The organism is Xanthomonas euvesicatoria, assembly GCF_013112235.1.
In the GTDB taxonomy this organism is placed as follows: Bacteria; Pseudomonadota; Gammaproteobacteria; order Xanthomonadales; family Xanthomonadaceae; genus Xanthomonas; species Xanthomonas euvesicatoria.
This window is the reverse complement of the sequence record NZ_JABFFS010000001.1, coordinates 2,607,247-2,630,041: the sequence shown is the minus strand read 5'-3', so window position 1 is coordinate 2,630,041 and position 22,795 is coordinate 2,607,247. Positions and strand designations below refer to the sequence as shown.

Here is a 22,795-nt window from a genome sequence, read left to right as displayed (position 1 = left end):
GGACGGCGCCCATCAACTTCATTCCGGGACTGCTGCATGACCGCCTTACTTCAACGTTATTCCGTCGGTCGCCGTCTCGGCGCCGCCTTCGGCCTGCTGATCGTGCTTTCGGGCTTGCTGGTCGCGACCGGGCTGAGCTCGATGGCCAGCGCCAGGAAGCAGCTGGATTTCATCGTGCTGGATCGTATGGCCAAAATCCAGATGGGCAACGGGATGCTGGACGCCAACTCGTCGATCATGATCGCCTTGGGCACTTACGCCATGGCCACCAGCGAAGCGCTCAACGCACAGGCGTTGGAAGCGATCAAGGCGCAACGCCAGCGCTACAAGGAACTGCGCGAAAAGCTCGATACGCTGCCCACCTCGGAAGAAGGCCGCAAGATCCGCAAGGAAATGGATGCGCAGCGCCTGATTTCCGGCAAGATCAATGATCAGGTCATGGCACTGGCGGCCAAAGACGAAAACGCAGCCGCGCAGGCACTGCTCAACGAGACGGGGCGTCAGGCCAATGCCGCATGGCAGGACAAGATCCGCCAGCTGGTCAGCCGGCAGGAAGAACAGAGCCAGCAAGCTTACGCCGACGCTGTGCAGTCCCTGACCCGCGCCAAGTGGCTGTTGTTTCTCGGCGGCGTGGCCGTGGTCACCGTCAGCGCCCTGCTTGCCTGGCTGATCACCCGCAGCCTCACCCACCCGCTCGCCCGCGCCACCAAGGCCGCCGAAGCCATTGCCAAGGGCCAACTGGACAACCAGGTGCAGTCCAACGCGCGAGATGAAACCGGTCGCCTGCTACGTGCCATGAGCGGCATGCAGACGCAGTTGCAGTCGTTGCTGCACGCGCAGACCGACATGGCCAAGCGCCATGACCAGGGACAGATCAGCTTCCGAATCGACGCCGATGCGTTCCCCGGCGAGTACGGCCGCATGGCACAGGACACCAACGCGCTGGTTGCCTCGCATCTTGAGGTGCAGGCCACGCTCGCCCGCATCATGGGGCGCTATGCCATTGGCGATCTGAGCGTGAGCATGGACGCATTGCCCGGCGAAAAAGCCGTGCTTACGCAGACCATGAACGAGGTCAAGGCCAACCTGTCGGCGATGAACGCGGAAATCAAGCAACTTGCGCAGTCCGCCGCCAATGGCGACTTCAGCGCGCGTGGCGATGCCAGCCGCTTCCAGTACGACTTCCACATCATGGTCGACAGCCTCAACCAGTTGATGTCCACCGCAGACGGCAACCTGCAATCGCTATCCTCGCTGCTGCGATCCATCGCTGCAGGCGACCTGACCGCACGCATGAGCGGCGACTTCAAGGGCGTGTTCGCGCAGATGCGCGACGATGCCAATGCCACCACCACGCAGCTGGCCGAAATCGTCGGGCGCATCCAGCACTCGGCGGTGTCGATCAACGCGGCAGCCAGTGAAATCGCCGCCGGCAACCAGGATCTGTCGCAGCGCACCGAACAGCAGGCTGCCAATCTGGAAGAAACCGCAGCGTCGATGGAAGAACTCACTTCCACCGTGCGCCAGAATGCCGAGCACGCCCGCCAGGCCAATCAACTGGCGATCGGCGCTGCCAGCGTCGCCTCGCAAGGTGGCGACGTCGTCAGCAAGGTCGTCGGGACCATGAGCGGCATCGAGGCCTCGTCCAGGAAGATCGCCGACATCATCAGCGTCATCGACGGCATCTCGTTCCAGACCAACATCCTGGCGCTTAACGCCGCGGTGGAAGCGGCGCGCGCCGGCGAACAGGGCCGCGGCTTTGCCGTGGTGGCCAGCGAAGTGCGCACGCTGGCGCAGCGCTCCACCGCGGCCGCCAAGGAGATCAAGAGCCTGATCGACGATTCGGTACAGCGGGTGGCAGAAGGTTCCACCCTGGTGCACACCGCCGGCACCACCATGGCGGAAATCGTTGCCAGCGTGCAGCGCGTCACCGACATCATGGGCGAGATCTCTGCTGCCTCGCAGGAACAGTCGGCGGGCATCGAACAGGTCAACCTCACCGTCACCCAGATGGACGAAACCACCCAGCAAAACGCCGCGCTGGTGGAAGAAGCCACTGCTGCCGCACGTTCGATGGAAGAACAGGCCGGCGAACTCACCCAGGCGGTGTCGATCTTCAAGATCCAAGCCGAGCGGCCGGCCGCCATACGCCCGATTGCGCCCGCCGTGCTGCAGCCCAAGCGCAAGCCAGTCGCCACCGCCAAGCACGACGTCGCCACAGTAGCGGCCAAGCGTCCGGCCAGGCAGGCGGCAATAGGGAGTGTCGCAAGCAACAGTACCGACTGGCAGGATTTCTAAGCGCGCGACCAGAGGCGTTCCCATTCGTCGGGCTGGCCTTGCCAGCGCGGGATTTTTTGCGATTCTTCCTTCCTCCACACTCACCTGACAGCTTCACCGCGACGCCCAGTTGCACTTTCCAACCACACAGGCATCGACTGACGGCCGGCTGCGCAAGCAGCCGGACTGGCATCTCCGCGCCAGGCAGGCCGGGAACATGCAGCAGGCTGTGTCACGGGTTATGTCGTCCAAATCGGACTGAGCCGCCATAGCCCGCACTGTCGAACGGACGACAGGCACCGAACACGTCATGGCGTATCAAAAACCCGTTCGCTGATGCGCGCTGACAGGCCAGACGCGAACGCCGCCGTAGCCGGGCTACTGCCGGTCCTGCCTGATCGCCGCCAATAACTGCGCCATCCGTGCAAGCCCCAGCTCCAGTTCCGGCAGCGACACCCCGCCCGCTCCAAGACGCATATGCTGCGGACAGGCATACGCACCACCGGACATCACGAACGTGTTGTATGGCGGCGCCAGCAGTTGCCTGCTGAAATCATCGGCACCGATCGGCAAATGCAAGCGTGCAAGTCCCAGCAGCCCGGCTTGCGGCGGCGTCCATGTCAACGCAGGCTGCCCGGAGACAAAACGATCCAGCAACGCGATTCGTTCTTGCCCGACAGCACGCGAGTGCGTCACCGCCGGCCCGAAGTATTCCGGTCGTAGCGCAATCTCGGCAATGCGCTCGCCCAGCACGTTCATGATCTCGCTGGTGTTCTCGCGCAACACCATCGCCGCGTTCAGTAGCGCGCGGTCGCGCGTCACCATCCACCCGGTACGCAAGCCCTGCAAACCAAGCAGTTTGGAGACGCTTCCGGTACTGATGCCGCGCGCGTACAGCGTTGCGATACGCGGGGTCTCCTGCCCGGTCCACTCCAGTCCACGATAGACCTCGTCGGACAAGATGTACGCACCAACCCGGTCTGCGGCGGCAATGATGCGTTGCACCGTCTGCGCATCTTCCACCCGCCCGGTGGGATTGTTCGGGTTGCACAGGAAGATGAGTTTGGTCTTCTGCGTCACCAGCGATTCGAGCTGCGCGATGTCCAGCTCCCAGCCAGATGCTTCCGTCCGGTGCACCCGCTTGGCGACCGCACCGATCTGCTCGGCAAGTACGAGTGGCTGCTGCCAGCCCGGTGCGTCGATGATGAATTCGTCGTCCGCACGCAACAGTTGCGTCAGCGCCAGATAGTTGGCCTCCTGCGCACCGGCGGTGATAAGCACATCGTCCACATCGCAGCTCGGACGGTAGCCGTACTGCTCAAGCACCCGCTCGCGCAAGCTGGGCAAGCCTTGGTAATCCTCACCCGTCCAGTCCAGCGACGACGCTGGATCTAGTTGCGACAGGAACGGCTGCAACGGCGGCGGGGGCGACAACGAGTAGGTCACGCAGGCCTCGGGCTTGGCACGATGCGCGGTGAGCCATTGCTCCCAAAAACTGTTCGACGGTACAGGCATGCGTGCGGTCCTTATCCCATGACGGCCGGGCAGACACCCAGGCCAAGCGATGCATCGATGACGGCGCCACGCAGGATGCGCGCCTCCTCGCGACAGAGGTAGAAGCAGAGATCGGCGATCTCGCGTGGATGAATCAACCGTCCCCCCGGCAGCGAGGCTTCGAGCACCCGTCGTTGCTCGGACGACAGCGCGTTCAAGGTACTGGCCTGAAACATCGGCGTATCGGTCGCGCCTGGACAGACGGTAAAGACATCGATGCCGGTACACGCGTACGTCGCAGCCAGTTGCCGGCCCAGAAACGCCACCGCCGCCTTGCTCATGCCGTCGGCGGCACGGAAGCGTGGGAAATGTGTGATGCCGCCATCCACCGAACTCATAAACAGGATCTTCCCGTGCCCGCGAGCCTGCATGCCGGGAATCAGATCTTCGCTCAACCACAACGGCCCGAGCGTATTGACGCGGAAGAACACCTCGTCCTGTTCCTTGTGGCTTGCCGCTGCGCGCTCCACGGTCTTGGTGCCGACGCCCGCATTATGGATGACGATGTCGACAGGCTCGCGCAGGGCCTGCATGAAGTGTGCGTGGCTGTCGCGATCGCCAACATCCAGAACGCGTGCAACCACCCGATCGGCACCGATCGCCTCTACCAGCGCGCCTGCGCGCAAGCGACTGTCTTCGCCCGGCCGGTAGGTAAAGGTCACCTTGCACCCCGCATGCGCAAAGACCTTGATCAGCTCGATACCGATCCCGCCTGCGCCACCGGTGATCACGACATGCTTGTTCTCGAAGCCGGGAATGCTCATGCCAGCACTCCTTGCGTCTGGGCATCGCTTGGTGCCGCAAGGCAGTGAGCCAATGCCTCCCCCAGCCGGGCATAGTCGTCCAGGGCGTTGTAGACCTGCGCCGATAGCCGGACCAACTGCCCCGATGGCATTGCCCAGGCGGCTACTGCGACATCGATCGCGTGGGCGTCGTACAGCCGATCCTGCAGTTGGGCGGCGGTGATCGTCGGAGCTTGGCATTCCATCAGCAACGCCACCATGCTGCCCACCATCGTATCCGGGGCCACGCGCATCAACGGCAACGACTGTGCAAGACGCGCAGCTGCGCTGGTGGCCAATGCATGGTTGCGTGTGTACAGGGCGTCCAAGCCGCCAGGCAGCAGGCCGGCCAGAAACTGCAGCGCGGCGGGAATGCAAAGCAGCGCGGTCGGATCCGAAGTGCCCAGCCAGTCGAACTCGAGATGCAGACGCGGCCTACGTGTCGCCGTATCGCCGTAGCCGCGACTGATCACTGCCGGATGCAGGCCCTGCTGGCGATCGCTTCGTACATGCAGGAAACCCGCGCCGCGCGGGCTGCACAGCCATTTGTGGCAATCCCCTGCGTAGTAGGCCGCCCCAATGGCGCGAAGATCCAGCGCCAGCATGCCCGGTGCATGCGCACCGTCCACCAGCGTGTCGACCCCCATCGCGTCCAGGCGCTGCACCAATGCTGCGATCGGGAACACGATGGCGGTCGGGCTGCTGACATGGTCCAGCACCGCCAAGCGTGTCCGCGTGGTCACGCGATCGAGCACCGCATCGAGGATCTCATCGGGATGACTGACAGGCACCTGTACCCTGGCCACCACCACCACCGCCCCGGTGGAATGCGCAATGAAATCCAGCAGATTGGCACAGGACAGATAGGCGTGATCGGTGGTGAGGATCTCATCGCCCGGCACGAAGACACGCGAGCGCAGCACCGCGCTCAACGCAGTGGTGACATTGGGGACAAGAGCCAGATCCTCGGGATCGGCGCCGATCACCTCGCACAGGGCCTGACGAGCCTCGTCCAGCAACAGCGGAAGTTCGCGCAGGACAAACGCCGCGGGTTGACGTTCCATGCGCGCGCGCAGCTCGGCTTGCCGTTGCAGGACCATGACAGGACAGGCGCCCAACATGCCGTGATTGAGACAGCGCACGTCGGGATCCAACGCAAAGTAGCTCCGAAACGGGCTTGGACTGCGGTCCAGACCCCAGGTTGCTTGTTGCATGAAGAACTCCAGGTGACCCGGTCATCAGGCAGGCGGGTGGACACAGTTGGCGGAGCGGTGCCGGTCGATGAGCTGTAGCAGTGCGTCTCGGCCAGGTTGCGATGGCGGCATGGGCTGCACGCCCAATGCGCGCACGCGCGCCAGCACATCGGCCCGCGCAAAGATCGCATCGGGCGGGTCCAGCATCCCTGTCCGGCGCGCCAGTGCCTGCCAGACCACTGCGTCATGGCGCGCGGCGGCGGAGATGTGCTGCAGCGTGATCTGCCCCTGCGGCGGCGGGGATGGCGTACCGGCCCACAGCGCGCTGCGCGTACGGTCCTGCATGACGCTGTCGTCGTGCCATGGCCGAATCCACTGTTGTACGAGAGCATCGGCCTGCGCCGCGAAGCGATGCGGATCGTCCAAGCCGTCTTGCTGCACTAGATCGGCAAGCGCGAACGCATGACGCATCGCCAACGACATGCCGCGGGTATAAGTGGGATTGGTCGTGCACAACGCATCGCCAACGGCGACCACACCCAGCACCACCGGCTGCCCATCGACCATGAAGTGTCGGAAGCGGTTCTCGCAGACAGGCCAGCGCAGCACGTCCGATACCGGCTCGCAGACGCCAGGCTGCAGCCACGCTGCGATGCCGACGTGTTGCCGCGCCGCAGCGGTGAACAGCTCCGGCGCATCGAACGCATGCAGCGCCTTGTCGCCCTGCGGCACCATCAGGGTGATCGACGCGTAGCCATTGTCCGCAGGACAGACGATGCACCCGCTTGTGGCGGCATACCCGCCTGCGGAGAACCCTGCGTCAAGCCGAACCGTTGGCCGACGGATCAGGTGGTACCAGCGGGTGTAGTAGGCAAGCCCGCAGTTCTCAACTGATTCCGAGGGGGGTGCAGCACCTGCCGTGCGCAGCCACTTGCAAAGCGCGGACCCGCGGCCAAGCGCATCGATGGTCAGATCCGCGCGTACCTCGCCGTTGCCGGTCTGCACGCCGTGCACCATCGCAATCCCCTCCCCTCCAACAAGCAGCCCGCTTACCGCGGTCTGCGCGAGCACGGTGACGTTTGGCTCGGCCAGCACGATCGGCCGCAACACCGTCTCGACGAAGGCCCGACGCACCGACAACCCGAACAGGTCCGGATCGTCGCAACGCGGTGTGGCGGCAAGGCCCTGCAACTGCGCACCGAAGGGCATTTCGATGGCGCCTGCGGCGATCAATGCGCTCCACACGTCCGGCGCACGCTCTCGTAGCGTCCGCCGCCCGAGCGCGGCCAGCGCGTGCGTATGTCTGGCATGCGGCACCCCCTTGCGCCACCCATGATCGACCGACCCACCACCGGCAGCACCCGAAGGAAGCGCTGCATCAACCGCGTCCCGCTCGATCAATGTCACCCTGGCACCACTGCGCGCGAACGCCAGCGCGCTCGTCAACCCCGCGATACTGCCGCCCAGCACTGCAATGTGCTTGCCTCTCATTGGGTGACGTCCTCGCCATGCCGGACAGCATCCAGCGACGGTAGGCAGTCCTTGCGCAACAGCAGCGAACGCACGGTCCACAGGTCGGAGAACACGCGATACTGCAGCGCGGTCTGGTCCAGGTAAGCGACCCCGGGCGATCCACCGGTACCTGCACGGTGACCGATGAAGCGCTCCACCATCCGCGCATGCCGCTGGCGCCAGATCAGCATGGCCTGTTCCAGCGCGATCACGCCTTCAAGTAGCTCGCGTGGCCAGGCCATCTGCGGCAGCTCGCGATAGCTTTCCACGAAGATCATGGCCGTGCGCACCGCACGGCGTTGCGCACGCACGTGTGCCGGTGCCGGCGGATCTTCCTCTGCACGCAGGAAGGCCGCTGCACGCGCGTCTTCAAGTGCCAATCGCGAGCGTTGCTGATCGATGGCCTGCGGCGGCGTCCCGTTGTCCTGCGCCAACTTCAGGCGCCAGCGGCCTTCAGCACGCAGGGCATCGAGATAGCGCTGCGCAAACCGCTCGGCGACCGCCGGATCGGTCGATCCAGCGATCGGCAGACGTTCCAACCACGCGTACAGGCATTGTTTGAGACTGGGACCACCTGCGATCCGCGCTTCGAGACGGCGCGCCGATGCCGAAAGGGCGCCATCGGGCAGCCTGAGGGCATCCTTGAACGAGTAGCCCTGCCCGGTGGCAAGACGGTCGGAATCCTCCAGACCCAGCAACACCTCGATCTCGCGCAGCTGAGCGGACTGGAAGCCGCTGGCAGGCGCCAGACGGCCGCGGAACTCCAGAAAATCGCGCGCCGTCATGGTCTCCATCAGCTTGAAATGCAGATTGGCCTGCTCGAACACCGCCGTTGCACGGCCCAGCGAGCGAACGGCGGTGACGATACGTTCGTCGTCCGGCTGCAGTTCCTGCAGCAAGTCGCGTGTCGAGCCGAGCTCACGCAGGATGAGCTTGAACCACAACTCGTAGATCTGGTGCACTGCGATGAACAGCGCCTCGTCGTTGCCGACGGCCGTTTCGTCGTCTCCCAGCCCGCCCTGCAGCGCCAATAGTTGCTCCACCTTGATGTAGTCCCAGTAGTTCATTGCGCCACGCTCGGCTCCGGTCACTTGCACCGCGGCGCGCTCGGAAGTGCCTGCTGGCCGCTGAGTGAATGCAGGGCGCTCATGCCGCGGCGCTCCTCTTCAAACGCTCCCACCTGGCAAGATTGGCGTAGGCATTTTTATGCAAGTCGCTCCAGATGCCGGTCTGGGCAATGGCCGGCTTGACCAGCAGTTCCAGTCGATGTCCGTTGGGATCCTGGAAGTACCAGGAACGCGCGAGCTCGGCATGGGTATCGTCACCGGCCACGTCATGGATCACCGGTCCCTCGACCTGAGTGCCGTGTGCGCGCAGCCTGGATGCGATCAGTTCGGCACGCGTCTCATCGCTTACCTCCAGCGCCAGATGCTGCGCCCAGTCATCGGCAACCGGCACCATTGCATCGTCGCTTCCCAGGATGTCGAAGAAGCAGATGTAACTGCCGTCTTCCATTTCGAAGAAAATATTGTTGTTGATCGGCCGTGCCCCACTCGATGGCACGTGATCGATCATGGCAGCGGCAAACTTCAAGCCGATAACCTGCGTATAGAACGCAACGGTCTCGCTGGCGTCCCTGCAGCGGTATCCGACGTGATGCAGTTTTTTCAACATGAACTAGCGCCTCTTGATTGGATGGAACCACTGCATGCAGGCATCCGTACATCACGCTGCTACCGAACGCAAAACCTGGAACCAATGGCATTGGAGAGCGGCAGCTCGCGCGCGTTCGGTCGACAAGCCTTTTGAGAAATCAGTCAATTCCCAGAGCGCAAATCTATGCCCATCGATCGCGCCGGTATGCGTAGTTGCTGCAAAAGAGTCTTGTGACGCCGCGACAAACGCCAGATGTTTTTTATTATCGAAACCGCACAATTGCGCCCGGAATTTCAATCATGGAAAGGCAACCAGTTTTTCGGAATCCAGCACGGAGCATGTTTTTTCACAATCCGCGATTGATCGCGATCACACAGGCCATTACAAAAATCCTTTCCCATCGCGAAGCAAGCGCTGCGCGTCACCAAATCGCATTCCGACGATGATCTGATAGCTGTTACGCCTGTTTACTACTAACGAAGTCGTCGAGGGTTTCGCCGTCTTTCCATGCAATAGCCAGACGCACGCTACGAAACGGCGTCGCAAGCGGCGACATCACCGCTGCCTGACCGACGTGGCGGGCGTGTACGCATCGGTATCGCGACCTGGCAAGTCACCGCCTTGGCCCCCAATAGCAACCAGCCCGCCAGCTACCCATCGGCCGCGGCGTGGCCGCACGCTGGCGTCGGTGAAGCGGCACGCTTGCGGGGCGTCCGATCAGTTGGCAGCAACCGGGCGCATAAGCCATGTCGCCGACGTCGTGCCGCACTGGCCGTGCCTGTCCATGACATGCAGCCGCGTGCAGCGTGTCAGGTCGAACGCGATTGCGTCATCGTCCGTATCCGTTCACAGCGGCGGTCGGGTCAAGGCACTCAAGCGAGTCCTTCGCCGGCGCCCACATCTCGGGGCATTGCCATTGCGCCTGTCTTCGCACGCGCCGCATCGCGCGGGCGTGGAGCTTCCGCGTGCGGTCTCGTCGCCTTTTCTGCCGGGCGGCAGTTGCATGCGTCGCGACAACGGTTGGTCATCGCGTCCGCACCAGCGGATCTGCAGCAAGGACGGGCTCGCATTCCTTTAACGACGGGCCGTCCAACGATGTTCGCAGCGCGGGGGCGCGTCGACAGGGAAGCCCGTACAGCGCCCGGAGGCAGAAGCTCTGAATGCCACGCGGATGAACCGACCGAGACCGCCTTGCGCCCCAGGGATGCGGGCGCCAGGCCGCCAACGAGAGTCCAGGATCTGGCCACTACTCGGCTAAACTGACGGCTCGCAGGCTGATGGCCCCACGGCCGCCGCAGCGCCGAGAGGGCGGGCACCATCGCAGCGTCACTCGCGCAGTGTCCCCCCATCGTGTTTGCGCCAACTCGCCCCGATTCTGGAAGACCTTCTTGCAAAGCTCCAACGCCAAAGACACCTCCAAGCCCAGCACGTGTACTCCCGAGCACACGCCGCTGATGAAGCAATTCTTCGCAGCCAAATCGGATTACCCCGACCTGCTGCTGTTCTTCCGCATGGGCGATTTCTACGAGCTGTTCTACGACGACGCGCGCAAGGCCGCGCGGCTGCTCGACATCACCCTGACCCAGCGCGGTAGCTCCGGCGGTGCGCCGATTCCCATGGCCGGGGTGCCGGTGCATGCGTATGAAGGCTATCTGGCGCGCTTGGTGGCACTGGGCGAGTCGGTGGCGATCTGCGAGCAGATCGGCGATCCGGCGCTGGCCAAGGGGCTGGTCGAGCGCAAGGTGGTGCGCATCGTCACGCCGGGCACGGTCACCGACGAGGCACTGCTGGACGAGCGCCGCGACACGCTGTTGATGGCGATTTCGCGCAGCAAACACGGCTACGGCCTGGCCTGGGCCGATCTGGCCGGCGGGCGCTTCTTGGTCAACGAAGTGGACAGCGCCGATGCGCTGGAAGCGGAAATCGCGCGCCTGGAACCGGCCGAGCTATTGGTGCCCGACGAAGACAACTGGCCGGACTTCCTGCGCGGACGGACCGGCGTGCGGCGCCGGCCGCCGTGGTTATTCGATGCCGACAGCGGGCGCCGACAGCTGCTGGCGTTCTTCAAACTGCACGATCTGTCCGGCTTCGGCATCGACGACAAACCCTGCGCCACGGCCGCCGCCGGCGCGCTGCTGGGCTATGTCGAAGAGACCCAGAAACAGCGCCTGCCACATCTGACCTCGATCGCGATGGAAGTGGCCAGCGAGGCCATCTCGATGAACGCGGCCACGCGCCGGCATCTGGAGCTGGATACGCGCGTCGACGGCGATACGCGCAACACCTTGCTCGGCGTGCTGGACAGCACCGTCACGCCGATGGGTGGGCGGCTGCTCCGGCGCTGGCTGCACCGTCCGCTGCGCCTGCGCGATGTACTGGTGCAGCGCCACCATGCGGTCGGTACGCTGATCGATGCAGGTGCCGATGCCGATCTGCGCGAAGCCTTCCGTGCGCTCGGCGATCTGGAACGCATCCTCACCCGCGTGGCCTTGCGCTCGGCGCGGCCGCGCGATTTTTCCACCTTGCGCGATGGCTTGGCGCTGTTGCCGAAGGTGCGCACGATCCTGGCACCGTTGGATTCGCCGCGCCTGCAGACGCTGCATGCCGAACTCGGCGAGCACGATGCCACCGCGCATCTGTTGATCAGCGCAGTTGCCGAGACGCCGCCGCTCAAGCTCAGCGACGGTGGCGTGATCGCCACCGGCTACGACGCCGAGCTGGATGAGTTGCGCCGCCTGTCCACCAATGCCGATCAATTCCTGATCGACCTGGAACAACGCGAGCGCGCCAGCAGCGGCATCGCCACGCTCAAGGTCGGCTACAACCGCGTGCACGGCTACTACATCGAGATCAGCAAGGGCCAGGCCGAGAAAGCCCCGTTGCATTACAGCCGCCGGCAGACGTTGACCAACGCCGAACGCTACATCACCGAAGAACTCAAGAGTTTCGAAGACAAGGTGCTGTCCGCGCGCGAGCGTTCGCTATCGCGCGAAAAACTGCTGTACGAAGGTCTGCTCGACGCACTCGGCACCGAGCTGGAAGGTCTCAAGCGCTGCGCGGGTGCCTTGAGCGAACTGGATGTCCTGGCCGGCTTTGCCGAACGCGCGCAGGCGCTGGATTGGTCGCAGCCGGAACTCGATCATGCGCCGTGCCTGCGCATCGAACGCGGCCGTCACCCGGTCGTGGAGGCGGTACGCGAGCAACCATTCGAGCCCAACGATCTGGACCTGCACAGCGATCGCCGCATGCTGGTGATCACCGGCCCCAACATGGGCGGTAAATCGACCTACATGCGGCAGAACGCGCTGATCGTGTTGTTGGCGCATATCGGCAGCTATGTGCCGGCCAGCCGTGCGGTGATCGGGCCGATCGACCGCATCCTCACCCGCATCGGCGCCGGCGACGACCTGGCGCGCGGGCAATCCACCTTCATGGTGGAAATGGCCGAAACCAGCTACATCCTGCATCACGCCACGCCGCAATCGTTGGTGCTGATGGACGAGATCGGCCGCGGCACCTCCACCTACGATGGCCTGGCACTGGCCGATGCCGTCGCGCGCCATCTGGCGCAGACCAACCGCTGCTACACGCTGTTTGCCACGCATTATTTCGAGCTCACTGCGCTGGCCGACGAATCGCATGCCGGTGGCGCCAGCGGCATCGCCAACGTGCATCTGGATGCGGTCGAACACGGCGAGCGCCTGGTGTTCATGCATGCAGTGAAAGATGGCCCGGCCAATCGCAGTTTCGGCCTGCAGGTGGCCGCGCTGGCCGGCTTGCCCAAGGCGGCGGTGACGCAGGCGCGGCGCCGGCTGGTGGAACTGGAACAACGCGGCGGCGAAAGCCACAGCGCGCAGATGGCGCCCACCGCGCTGGATGCGCCACAACAGTTCGGGCTGTTCACCGCACCCTCCTCCGCTGCACAGGAAGCCTTGCAGGCGCTGGACCCGGATGAGCTCACTCCCAAGCAGGCGCTGGAGGCGCTGTATCGGTTGAAGGCGTTGCTTTGAGGTGCCGGGATTGGGGAGTCGGGATTTGGGATTCGTAGGAGCGGGGCTGCATGGCTGACGTTTGCTGCGCGTGCGGATGCTTTGCCATGCGGGAATTGGTGATCGGCTTGATGCTGTTTTGCGGAGGTTTGTTAGCAGAATTTGGAAGCCGTCGAGGCATGGTTGCGTGATTGCGATGTCCTGCATCGCGCCGTGCGTAACGCGCGGCGTGTGCTTGCCGCCGGATTGATCTGTCGGCGCGACGGGCGCACCCTGCCGCAACGCTTCGCCAGACAGGAAACCTTCCGATGACCATGTCCGCTTCGTTGACCGATCAACTTGCCGCGCAATTGCAGGGCCCGCAGCTGCAGCAACTCGCCGGCCGCCTGGGCATTGCGCCTGAGCAGGCGCAGTCGGCAGTGCAGGCCGCGCTGCCGTTGCTGATGGGTGCGCTGGGCCGCAATAGCCAGCAGGCCGGTGGCACCGACGCGTTGCTGGGCGCACTGCAACGCGACCATGCTGCCAGCCCGGACCTGGGCAGCTTGCTCGGCTCGTTGTTGGGCGGCTCGGCCACCGGTGCGCAGGGCAACGGTGCCGGCATCGTCGGCCATCTGTTCGGCGACAAGGCGCCGCAGGCCGCTGCCGGCCTGGGCCAGGCCACCGGGCTGGAGACCAGCAAGGCCAGTCAGCTGTTGCAGTTGCTTGCCCCGATCGTGATGGCATATCTGGCCAAGCGCTTTCTGGGCGGCGATGCCACAGCCAGCAGCCAGCTCGGGCCTGCGCTGGCACAGGAACATCAGCAGGTGCGCAGCCATCCCGGCGCCGGCCGGTTACTGACCAGCGTGCTGGACCAGGACGGCGACGGGCAGCTGGGCCTGGGCGACGTCATGAAGCTGGGCGGCAGCCTGTTCGGCAAACGCTGAGCCGGCAGGCCAACCGGGCGGCCGCCTCTGTTGCAGATGCGGATGACGGCCTGCAACCCCCATGCAATGGGCGTGCGGCACGCCGGTCGGGCACCGGCGTGCTATCCATAGTGGCACGCTATCGATATGGTTGAATAATTCGAATTCACCAAATGATCGATGCTCCTTATCGTGTGCGCAACGCCGCCATGATGAGCCCGCCTGATGCGTGTCCTTGCGATCACCGTCCGCTCCCGGTCGACCTATTCCGGGCCTTCCAGGCAGGCGCTAGCATCGACGAACGCAGCGGCCACGTCAGACCGGTATCGCTCGTACCTTCCCGCAATCCCGATGACCCAGCCTTAAGCCCCGTCCGCCACTTCGACTCCAACAGCACGTGTCTGCAACCTTCGGCACGCAGCTCCCCAAGTGCTCCCGCACACAGGTATTGCCATGACCACCGAAGCAAAGTGCCCGTTCAACCACGCCGTCGTCGGTACCGGAACCACCAATCGCGATTGGTGGCCCAAGCAGCTGCGCGTGGATCTGCTCAGCCAGCATTCGAGCAAATCCAACCCGCTGGGCCAGTCGTTCAACTATGCCGACGCATTCAAGCGCCTGGACCTGCAGGCGCTCAAGCGGGACCTGCATGCGTTGATGACCGATTCGCAGGACTGGTGGCCGGCCGACTTCGGCCATTACGGCCCGCTGTTCGTGCGCATGGCCTGGCATAGCGCCGGCACCTATCGCATCGGCGATGGACGTGGCGGTGGCGGACGTGGGCAGCAACGCTTCGCCCCGCTCAACAGCTGGCCGGACAACGTCAGCCTGGACAAGGCGCGTCGCCTGCTGTGGCCGATCAAGCAGAAGTACGGCCAGGCCATTTCCTGGGCCGACCTGATGATTCTCACCGGCAACGTCGCGCTGGAATCGATGGGCTTGAAGACCTTCGGTTTTGCCGGTGGCCGCGAAGACACCTGGGAGCCGGATCAGGACCTGTACTGGGGTCGCGAAACCAAGTGGCTGGGTGGCGACGACCGCTACTCGCGCGGTTCGCCGGGCGTGGACGAAGCGCACGGGGTGCTGGTGAAGGACGACGACAGCCAGGTGCCGCATACCCGCGACCTGGAAAACCCGCTGGCCGCCGTGCAGATGGGCCTGATCTACGTCAATCCGGAAGGCCCGGACGGCAACCCCGACCCGATCGCCTCCGCGCGCGACATCCGCGACACCTTCGCGCGCATGGCCATGAACGATGAAGAGACCGTGGCGCTGATCGCCGGCGGCCACACCTTCGGCAAGACCCACGGCGCCGGCCCGGCCGACAACGTGGGTGCCGAACCCGAAGCCGGCGAGCTGGAAAGCCAGGGCTTGGGCTGGCACAACCGCTATGGAAGCGGCAAGGGCGCCGACACCATCACCAGCGGCCTGGAAGTCACCTGGACCACCACGCCGGCGCAGTGGAGCAACGATTACTTCGACCATCTGTTCGGTTTCGAGTGGGAGCTGAGCAAGAGCCCGGCCGGCGCGCATCAGTGGGTGGCCAAGAACGCCGACGCCATCATTCCCGACGCGCACGACGCCTCGAGGAAGCATCGCCCGACGATGCTGACCACCGATCTGGCGCTGCGCTTCGACCCGGCGTACGAAGCCATCTCGCGGCGTTTCCAGCAGCATCCCGAACAATTCGCCGATGCCTTCGCACGCGCCTGGTTCAAGCTCACCCACCGCGACATGGGCCCGCGCTCGCGCTACCTGGGCGCTGACGTGCCTGCTGAAGAGTTGGTGTGGCAGGACCCGGTGCCGGCGGTCGATCACCCACTGGTCGATGCGCAGGACGCCGCCGCGCTCAAGCAGACCATTCTGGCCTCGGGCCTGAGCGTGGCGCACCTGGTGTCCACTGCGTGGGCGTCGGCCTCCACGTTCCGCGGCTCGGACAAGCGTGGCGGCGCCAACGGTGCGCGCATCCGCCTGGCCCCGCAGAAGGATTGGCAGGCCAATCAGCCCGAGCAACTGGCCAAGGTGCTCGCAACGCTGGAACGCATCCAGGCCGACTTCAACGCTGCGCAATCGGGTGGCAAGAAGATCTCGCTGGCCGACCTGATCGTGCTGGCCGGTAACGCCGCAGTGGAACATGCAGCGCAAGCCGCCGGCCACCAGGTCACCGTGCCGTTCGCACCCGGCCGTACCGATGCGTCGCAGCAACAGACCGATGTGGAATCCTTCGCCGTGCTCGAACCGGTGGCCGATGGCTTCCGCAACTTCGCCAAGCGTCGCTACGCAGTGCCGGCCGAAGCGCTGCTGATCGACAAGGCCCAGCTGCTCACCCTCACCGCGCCGGAGCTGACCGTGCTGGTCGGCGGCCTGCGCGTGCTGGGCGCCAATGTCGGCGACTCGAAGCATGGTGTGTTCACCAGCCGTCCCGGTGTGTTGAGCAACGACTTCTTCGCCAACCTGCTCGACATGCGCACCGAGTGGAAGGCCACCTCGGAGGCGAAGGACGAGTACGAAGGCCGCGACCGCAGCACCGGCGAACTTCGCTGGACCGGCACGCGCGTGGACCTGGTGTTCGGCTCCAACTCCATCCTGCGTGCGGTGGCCGAGGTCTACGCCAGCGCCGATGCGCAGGAAAAGTTCGTGCACGACTTCGTTGCCGCCTGGACCAAGGTGATGCAGCTGGATCGTTTCGATCTGGCCTAAGCGTGCTCACTCACACGCACCTGCCAACACCCAGGTGCGTGTTCCACCTAATGCAAACGCCCCGAATCGCCGGGGCGTTTGCATTTGCGGGTCGATTGCATGACAGCCTGCGCCGACAGCGCGCTACAACGCGTCGATATCGCCCAATGCCGTGATCAGGCGGCGCGCACGCTTGTCCGGTTTACCCTCGGGCGCACGGTAACCGGTGCGCTCGGCCGCGCGCTGCAGGCGCCATTGCGCGCGGGCCTCGCGCGAACTGTCGGTTTCGATGTAGAGCGCCTGTGCGACCGGGGCCTGGCCGCGCACATCGCTGAGCGCGGCAACGGTGATCTCGAAGATTTCGCCGCCGCGGTCGATACGCAGTCGTTCGCCGCTGCGCAGCGCACGCGACGGCTTGGGACGCTGACCGGCCACGTCGACCTTGCCGGTCTCCACTGCATTCTTGGCCAGGCTACGCGTCTTGAAAAAGCGCGCTGCCCACAGCCAGACATCCAGCCTGACCGTCATCGCCCGTTCCAGCTCTAGATTCATTCGTCTCGCGGTCTCGTGTCGTGCGTTGGCTAGCGCAGCACGCCTTGCATGCGTGCAAGCGCTGCGATCTTGCGCAAACGCCGGCTCGCTTGCCGGCGCCTTCGGCGACGATGGTGTGCGCCACACCCGATGTTTGGGCAACGACTGCGGAACTCAAGCGGGCAGAACCAGGTGCGGCCTGGTCCGCACCGCAGGGCAGCACCGCCAGCGGACCGTCGCCGCCGCTAGGTGTTCGTCGTGTCCACGGTGCGCGGCATGTCCGGGTTCGGATGCGCCGCAATCAACGCATCGTCGGCAGCGTTGGCACGCAGTGCCGCAGGTCGGGCGGCATGCCGTTGCGCGAAGGCAGTAAACGCAGGCCGCGGCTCCAGCATGCCGGTACGCGTGTAGAAACCCACCACCGCCGCCATGTACAGGTCGGCCGCGCTGAAGCACGCGCCGGCCAGGTATTCGCGGCCCGCGATGGCCTGTTCCAGGGTCTGCAGAAGGTCCGCTTCGTGGCCGTAGCCGGCGCTGCGTGCCGGTGCCAGCACGCCGCTTTCCTTCGCGGTCAGCAGCGCCTCCACTGGGCCGGCCAGGAAAAACAGCCAGCGGTAATAATCGGCGCGCGCCGGCGATCCCGGCGGCGGCGCCAGATGCCGCTCCGGCACCAGGTCGGCCAGGTAGGCACAGATCGCCGCGTTTTCGGTGACGACCGTCTCGCCATGGCGCAGCGCCGGCACCTTGCCCATCGGGTTGATCGCCATATAGTCCGGCGCCTTCATCGTGGTGCCGTAGTCGAGGATGACCGTCTGGTACGGCAGGCCGGTCTCCTCCAGCATCCAGCGGGCGACACGGCCGCGTGACAACGGGTGGGTGTAGAGCACGATCTCGGTGGACATGGGCAGACTTTCCTGGTGGACAGCCTGCAGTCTGGTCCTGCCCTGCTGACAGGTGCTGTCAGCAGTCGGCTCCGTAGCCGGTCGCCGCGCGCCAGCGCTTGATCAGCAGATGCCGGCGCGAGGGATAGCGTTCGCCATCGTCGGCCAGGGCCAGCACCCGGTCGGCGCGGAAATGGCGGAAATCGCCGCGCAGTTCGCACCACGCGGCGACCATGCCGTAGCCGCCAAGAAAGGCCATCGCGAACGGCCAGACCCGCCGTTGCGAGGCAGCGCCTTCGGCATCGGCATAGTCCATCCGCAGCACGTGTTCGAGCCGGATGCCGCGACGCAGGATCGGCAGCCACGGTGCGGGCGGTTGCGCGGCATCGGCCGCAGGCACCAGCAGCCCGCTGGTCTCGATCGATGCGCGCAGATTGCCGGGCAGCGTGGCGGTGATGCGCGCTACCGCACGCTGCGCCGCCTGCGCCAGTTCCGGATCGGCCTGGCGCGCCACCCAGCGCGCGCCCAGGGTCAAGGCCTCCAGTTCGTCCTCGGTGAAATTCAGTGCCGGCAGCAGGAAGCCTGGACGCAACACATAGCCGACGCCGGGATCGCCGAGGATGTCGGCGCCCTGCGCGCGCAAGGTGGCGATATCGCGATACAGCGTACGCAGGCTGACGCCCAGCGCAGTGGCGAGCTGCGCACCGGCCACGGGCCGACGCCGTCCGCGCAGGGCGTCGAGCAGATGCAGCAAACGGGTCGCACGGATCACCATCGCGACAGCATAGTGGGCTTTGCGTCCTTGCTGCCTTGGGCAGCATAGCGATCCTGCATTCGGTTCTTAGACGAACGGACGCACCAATAGGAATCCAACCGCGATGCAGCGATCGGCCGGCGCATCAGCAGGCCAGCTGTCGAACACGTCCGACCTGGCTGCGCCCCAGCCGACGCGCACTCCCCCATCCTCGCCAGGCTGCACCTGCCGCGTTGCCTATGCGGGCGCAAGCCTGCGGCAACTTGCATGTCGCCGCCAGACAAAACGCGCAGCGTGCTCCACGAGCGGCGCGCCCACGCCGCCTCGCCGCACGTGCGCTGCATCCGGGCTCACCTAGGCAATGCTAGTGTGCGCACCTTCTGCGCGACGATACGACTGCGATGCCCAAATCCGCTGTCCTGACCGAAGGCCCGATCGGCAAGAACCTGCTGTTGTTCGCGCTGCCGATCATGGCCGGCAACATCGCCCAGTCGCTCAACGGCTCGATCAACGCGATCTGGATCGGTCGCTATCTCGGCGAAGAAGCGCTGACCGCGGCGGCCAATGCCAACAGCATCATGTTCTTCCTGATCGGCTCGGTGTTCGGCATCGGCATGGCCTCGACCATCCTGATCGGCCAGGCGATGGGCGCACGCGATATCGCCCAAGCGCGCAAAGTGATGGGCACCAGCGCAAGCTTCTTCGGCGGGCTGTCGGCCGTGATTGCCGTGCTCGGCTGGTACCTGGCGCCGCATCTGCTGACCGCCATGGGCACGCCCGCCGCCTCGCAAACGCTGGCCGAAGACTATCTGCGGGTGATCTTCCTGGCGATGCCCACGCTGTATCTGTTCGCCTTCCTGTCGGCGGCCTTGCGCGGCACCGGCGATGCGCGCACGCCGTTCCGTTTCCTGTTGCTGTCGGTGCTGCTGGATATCGTGTTCAACCCGCTGCTGTTGTTCGGCATCGGCCCGTTTCCGGCATTGGGCATTGCCGGTGCGGCCTGGGCCACGTTGATCGCGCAGGTCGTCGCACTGGCCGGGTTGCTGGTGTATCTGCGCAACAAACGCCATGTCTTGTGGCTGGGCCGGGGCGACTTGCGCCTGTTTCGCATCGACCCAGCCATCCTGCGCGCGTTGATCGTCAAAGGCGTGCCGATGGGCCTGCAGATGGTGATGATCTCGCTGTCGATGATCGCCATGTTGTCGCTGGTCAATGGCTTCGGCACCGAAACCGCTGCGGCATTCGGCGCAGGATTGCAGCTATGGAACTATGTGCAGATGCCGGCCATGGCGGTGGGCGCCGCTTGTTCGTCGATGGCCGCGCAGAATGTGGGCGCCGGCCTGTGGCCACGCGTGGATGCGGTCGCACGTACCGGCATCGCCGCCAATTTCCTGATGACGGGCCTGCTGATCGTGCTGCTGATCCTGTTCGATCGCTGGACCCTGGCCCTGTTCCTGCCCGAAGGCAGCGCCACGCTGGAGGTTGCGCGACACCTCAACCACATCGCGATCTGGTCGTTCCTGCTGTTCGGTGTCAGCTTCGTGGTCTCGGGCGTGGTACGCGCCACCGGTGCGGTGATTCCGCCGTTGTTGATCCTGGCGTTTTCGCTGTGGGGCGTGCGCGTGCCGTTGGCCAACGCGCTGCTGCCGCATCTGGGCGCCGATGCGGTGTGGTGGAGCTTTCCGATCAGTTCGGCCTGTTCGATGCTGCTGTCGCTGGCGTATTACCGCTGGGGCGGCTGGCGCAAGGCGCGCATGCTGACCGCACCCGCGCATCCGTCGGAGCTTGCGGCTGCAGCGGAAGTACCCGCGCATCCGGCCTCACCGGTCGCCGACCCGGCCCCGCTCACCGACGCACCAGGCGGGCAGCAAGTACCGCGGACACCGCAGCGTTAGTTACGTTTGCCGCAGGCGTACCGCCGGCTCCGTAGCCATCCCGGGCGCATGCGCTTGGAACCGTCATGGGATCGGGGTAGCCAGCCTCCGTATCTCGACCACCCGCGATCGAGAACACGGGGTTGCTGAAGAATTCCCGCAAGGCCCAGTGTGCATCATGCGTGGATGCCGCAACCGGACAGGCATTCCCAAAAACCATTCCCACAAACGCAAACAGCCGCCCGAAGGCGGCTGTTTGGCAGTGGCGGGACAGGCCCGCCAATGTGGCTCACTCGGCCTTGGCAGCAGCCTGGCGAGCGGCCTTGGCCTGCGCAGCGGCGGCCAGATCTTCCTTGATGCGGGCAGCCTTGCCTTCCAGACCACGCAGGTAGTACAGCTTACCGGCGCGCACCTTACCGCGACGCTTCACTTCGACCGAGTCGATGATGGCGCTGTGGGTCTGGAACACGCGCTCGACGCCGAAGCCGTGCGAGATCTTGCGCACGGTGAAGGAGGAGTTCAGGCCGGCATTCTTGGTCCCGATCACCACGCCCTCATAGGCCTGCACGCGCTCGCGGTTGCCTTCCTTCACCTTGACGTTCACCACAACGGTGTCGCCCTGGTTGAATTCCGGCAGCTTGCGCTGGATCTGGGCGGCTTCGAAGTCAGCCAGGATGGTCTTGTTGAGTTTGCTCATGGTGGGCACCGCGTGTCTGGTGATATTGGACCGGCAGTCGCCGCACGGCGATTGCTCGAGGTTCGTAGGAGGGCCAGACGCAAGGCTGGCCAGCAAGCCGCATATTGTACCCCAATCAATCTTGCAAGAGCTAGGGGTGAGCCCTTTATTTCTCGTCGTCCGGGGCGAGTTCGCGGCGAAACTCGTCCAGCAGACGGCGATCGTTCTTCTCCAGCCCCGCCTCGTCGAGCAGGTCCGGGCGGCGCAGCCAGGTCCGGCCCAGCGATTGCTTCCGGCGCCAGCGCGCAATTGCCGCATGGTTGCCCGAACGCAATACATCGGGCACATCGCCCCATGCATGGGTCGCCGGATGGCTGTAATGGGGGCAATCGAGCAGGCCTTGCGGCCCTTCAAAACTGTCCTGGGCGGCAGATTCGGCATCGTTCAATACGCCGTCCTGCAACCGCGCCACCACGTCCACCAGCACTGCAGCACCCAATTCACCGCCGGACAATACGTAATCGCCGATGGAGATTTCCATCTCCACCGCCTGCGCCAGAAAGCGCTCGTCCACGCCTTCATAGCGGCCGCACAACAACACCATGCGCGGCAACTGCGCCAACTCGCGTGCGAGCGCCTGCGTGAGCGGACGCCCCTGCGGGCTGAGGTAGATCACGGGCGCTGGCCGCGTATCTGCGGCCTGCACCGTCTCCAGACAGGCCCGCAACGGCTCGATCAGCATCACCATGCCGGGCCCGCCACCGAACGGACGGTCGTCCACGCGGCGATAGTTGCCCTGCGCATGCTCGCGCGGATTCCAGCCCTGCAATTCCAGCAAGCCGCGCTCCTGCGCACGCCCGACCACGCCGAACGCCGCGCATTGCGCGATGAACTCGGGAAACAGGCTAATGACGTCGATGCGCACTGGAGAATCGGGAGTCGAATTGGGGAATGGGTAGAGTCAAGCGCAGCGCCGAAGCACCGCTTTGATCAGAAATCCGGATCCCAGTCCACCACGATCAGGTTGGCGTCGAAGTCGACCGACTTGACGAAATCCGGGAACACAAACGGAATCATCCGCTCGCGATCGCCACGCACTACCACCACGTCGTTGGAGCCGGTGGAGAACAGGTGCGACACCGTGCCCAGCTTGACGCCTTCGACGGTTTCCACCTGCAACTCTTCCAGGTCCACCCAGTAATATTCGTCGGGCTTGGGCGGCGGCAACGCACTGCGCGCGACATAGATTTCAGTCCCGTGCATGGCTTCGACCGTGTCACGGTCGGTGACGCCGGGGAACACCGCAATCAGATTCTTGCCCTGATCGCGCCCACGCACGCCGCTGACCACCGACTCCTGTCCGGATGGCGCGCGCACGATCCACGGCTGGTACCGGAAGATGGCGGTTCGTGGCTCGGTCCAGGATTCGAGCTTCAGCTCACCCTTGACACCAAAAGCGCCGACAATCCTGCCTAACAGGATGCGGCGCTCGGTCTGCTTCATCTGCGTCGACTCTAGGCCAGGTGGCAACACCC

General features: G+C 64.9%; 17 protein-coding genes. 5 read left to right on the top strand and 12 right to left on the bottom strand.

Annotation, left to right across the window (positions count from 1 at the left end):
• Positions 1–36: 36 nt before the first annotated feature.
• Positions 37–2,298 (top strand): methyl-accepting chemotaxis protein, encoded by a 2,262-nt coding sequence (locus tag HLH45_RS11340; protein ID WP_008571139.1) that lies wholly within the window; start codon positions 37–39, stop codon positions 2,296–2,298.
• A gap of 357 nt (positions 2,299–2,655) precedes the next feature.
• Here the strand turns inward: HLH45_RS11340 and HLH45_RS11335 are convergent, their stop codons facing one another.
• From HLH45_RS11335 to HLH45_RS11310, 6 genes are all read right to left on the bottom strand, one after another.
• Entirely contained in the window at positions 2,656–3,792 is a 1,137-nt protein-coding gene (locus HLH45_RS11335; RefSeq protein WP_008571138.1) for a pyridoxal phosphate-dependent aminotransferase, read from the bottom strand.
• A gap of 11 nt (positions 3,793–3,803) precedes the next feature.
• On the bottom strand, positions 3,804–4,595 hold the full coding sequence (locus tag HLH45_RS11330) for an SDR family oxidoreductase (RefSeq protein ID WP_014089672.1): 792 nt from the start codon (positions 4,593–4,595) through the stop codon (positions 3,804–3,806).
• Entirely contained in the window at positions 4,592–5,677 is a 1,086-nt protein-coding gene (locus HLH45_RS11325; RefSeq protein ID WP_228996792.1) for an aminotransferase class V-fold PLP-dependent enzyme, read from the bottom strand. The genes HLH45_RS11330 and HLH45_RS11325 overlap by 4 nt, the downstream gene beginning before the upstream one ends.
• 174 nt (positions 5,678–5,851) lie before the next feature.
• Positions 5,852–7,297, bottom strand: a complete 1,446-nt coding sequence (locus HLH45_RS11320) for an FAD-dependent oxidoreductase (protein ID WP_014089670.1) — start codon at positions 7,295–7,297, stop codon at positions 5,852–5,854.
• A complete protein-coding gene (locus HLH45_RS11315) occupies positions 7,294–8,415 on the bottom strand; it encodes a tryptophan 2,3-dioxygenase family protein (RefSeq protein WP_014089669.1) in 1,122 nt (373 codons plus the stop codon). Before HLH45_RS11315 ends, HLH45_RS11320 begins: the two co-directional genes overlap by 4 nt.
• A gap of 49 nt (positions 8,416–8,464) precedes the next feature.
• Entirely contained in the window at positions 8,465–8,992 is a 528-nt protein-coding gene (locus HLH45_RS11310) for a VOC family protein (RefSeq protein WP_008571133.1), read from the bottom strand.
• Positions 8,993–10,362: 1,370 nt separating this feature from the next.
• Between HLH45_RS11310 and mutS the strand changes: the two genes are divergently transcribed.
• The 3 genes from mutS (at position 10,363) to katG (ending at position 16,565) form a co-directional block, all read left to right on the top strand.
• Positions 10,363–12,984 (top strand): DNA mismatch repair protein MutS, encoded by a 2,622-nt coding sequence (gene mutS / locus HLH45_RS11305; protein ID WP_033478393.1) that lies wholly within the window; start codon positions 10,363–10,365, stop codon positions 12,982–12,984.
• Between the two features lie 287 nt (positions 12,985–13,271).
• Entirely contained in the window at positions 13,272–13,886 is a 615-nt protein-coding gene (locus HLH45_RS11300) for a DUF937 domain-containing protein (RefSeq protein ID WP_008571130.1), read from the top strand.
• A 432-nt stretch (positions 13,887–14,318) separates the two neighbouring features.
• Entirely contained in the window at positions 14,319–16,565 is a 2,247-nt protein-coding gene (gene katG / locus HLH45_RS11295; protein ID WP_008571129.1) for a catalase/peroxidase HPI, read from the top strand.
• Positions 16,566–16,688: 123 nt separating this feature from the next.
• Here katG and HLH45_RS11290 read toward each other — a convergent pair whose 3' ends face one another.
• The 3 genes from HLH45_RS11290 to HLH45_RS11280 form a co-directional block, all read right to left on the bottom strand.
• Positions 16,689–17,096, bottom strand: a complete 408-nt coding sequence (locus HLH45_RS11290) for an Hsp15 family ribosome-associated heat shock protein (protein ID WP_008571127.1) — start codon at positions 17,094–17,096, stop codon at positions 16,689–16,691.
• Positions 17,097–17,320: 224 nt separating this feature from the next.
• Positions 17,321–17,977, bottom strand: coding sequence for a glutathione S-transferase family protein (locus HLH45_RS11285; protein WP_008571125.1), 657 nt, complete (start codon positions 17,975–17,977; stop codon positions 17,321–17,323).
• A 58-nt stretch (positions 17,978–18,035) separates the two neighbouring features.
• Positions 18,036–18,731: a helix-turn-helix transcriptional regulator gene (locus tag HLH45_RS11280; RefSeq protein WP_008571124.1), complete on the bottom strand. Its 696-nt coding sequence runs from the start codon at positions 18,729–18,731 to the stop codon at positions 18,036–18,038.
• A gap of 380 nt (positions 18,732–19,111) precedes the next feature.
• Here HLH45_RS11280 and HLH45_RS11275 point away from each other — a divergent pair, with 380 nt between their 5' ends.
• Positions 19,112–20,605 carry an MATE family efflux transporter gene (locus HLH45_RS11275; protein WP_008571123.1) on the top strand — a complete coding sequence of 498 codons (1,494 nt, stop codon included), beginning with the start codon at positions 19,112–19,114 and terminating at the stop codon, positions 20,603–20,605.
• Positions 20,606–20,873: 268 nt separating this feature from the next.
• Here HLH45_RS11275 and rplS read toward each other — a convergent pair whose 3' ends face one another.
• The 3 genes from rplS to rimM form a co-directional block, all read right to left on the bottom strand.
• A complete protein-coding gene (gene rplS, locus HLH45_RS11270) occupies positions 20,874–21,281 on the bottom strand; it encodes a 50S ribosomal protein L19 (protein ID WP_003484215.1) in 408 nt (135 codons plus the stop codon).
• 145 nt (positions 21,282–21,426) lie between these two features.
• Positions 21,427–22,185: a tRNA (guanosine(37)-N1)-methyltransferase TrmD gene (gene trmD, locus HLH45_RS11265; RefSeq protein WP_008571122.1), complete on the bottom strand. Its 759-nt coding sequence runs from the start codon at positions 22,183–22,185 to the stop codon at positions 21,427–21,429.
• Positions 22,186–22,250: 65 nt separating this feature from the next.
• The gene (gene rimM / locus HLH45_RS11260; RefSeq protein WP_008571121.1) at positions 22,251–22,763 is read right to left on the bottom strand and encodes a ribosome maturation factor RimM; all 513 of its coding nucleotides are present in this window, start codon (positions 22,761–22,763) and stop codon (positions 22,251–22,253) included.
• Between the last annotated feature and the right edge of the window lie 32 nt (positions 22,764–22,795).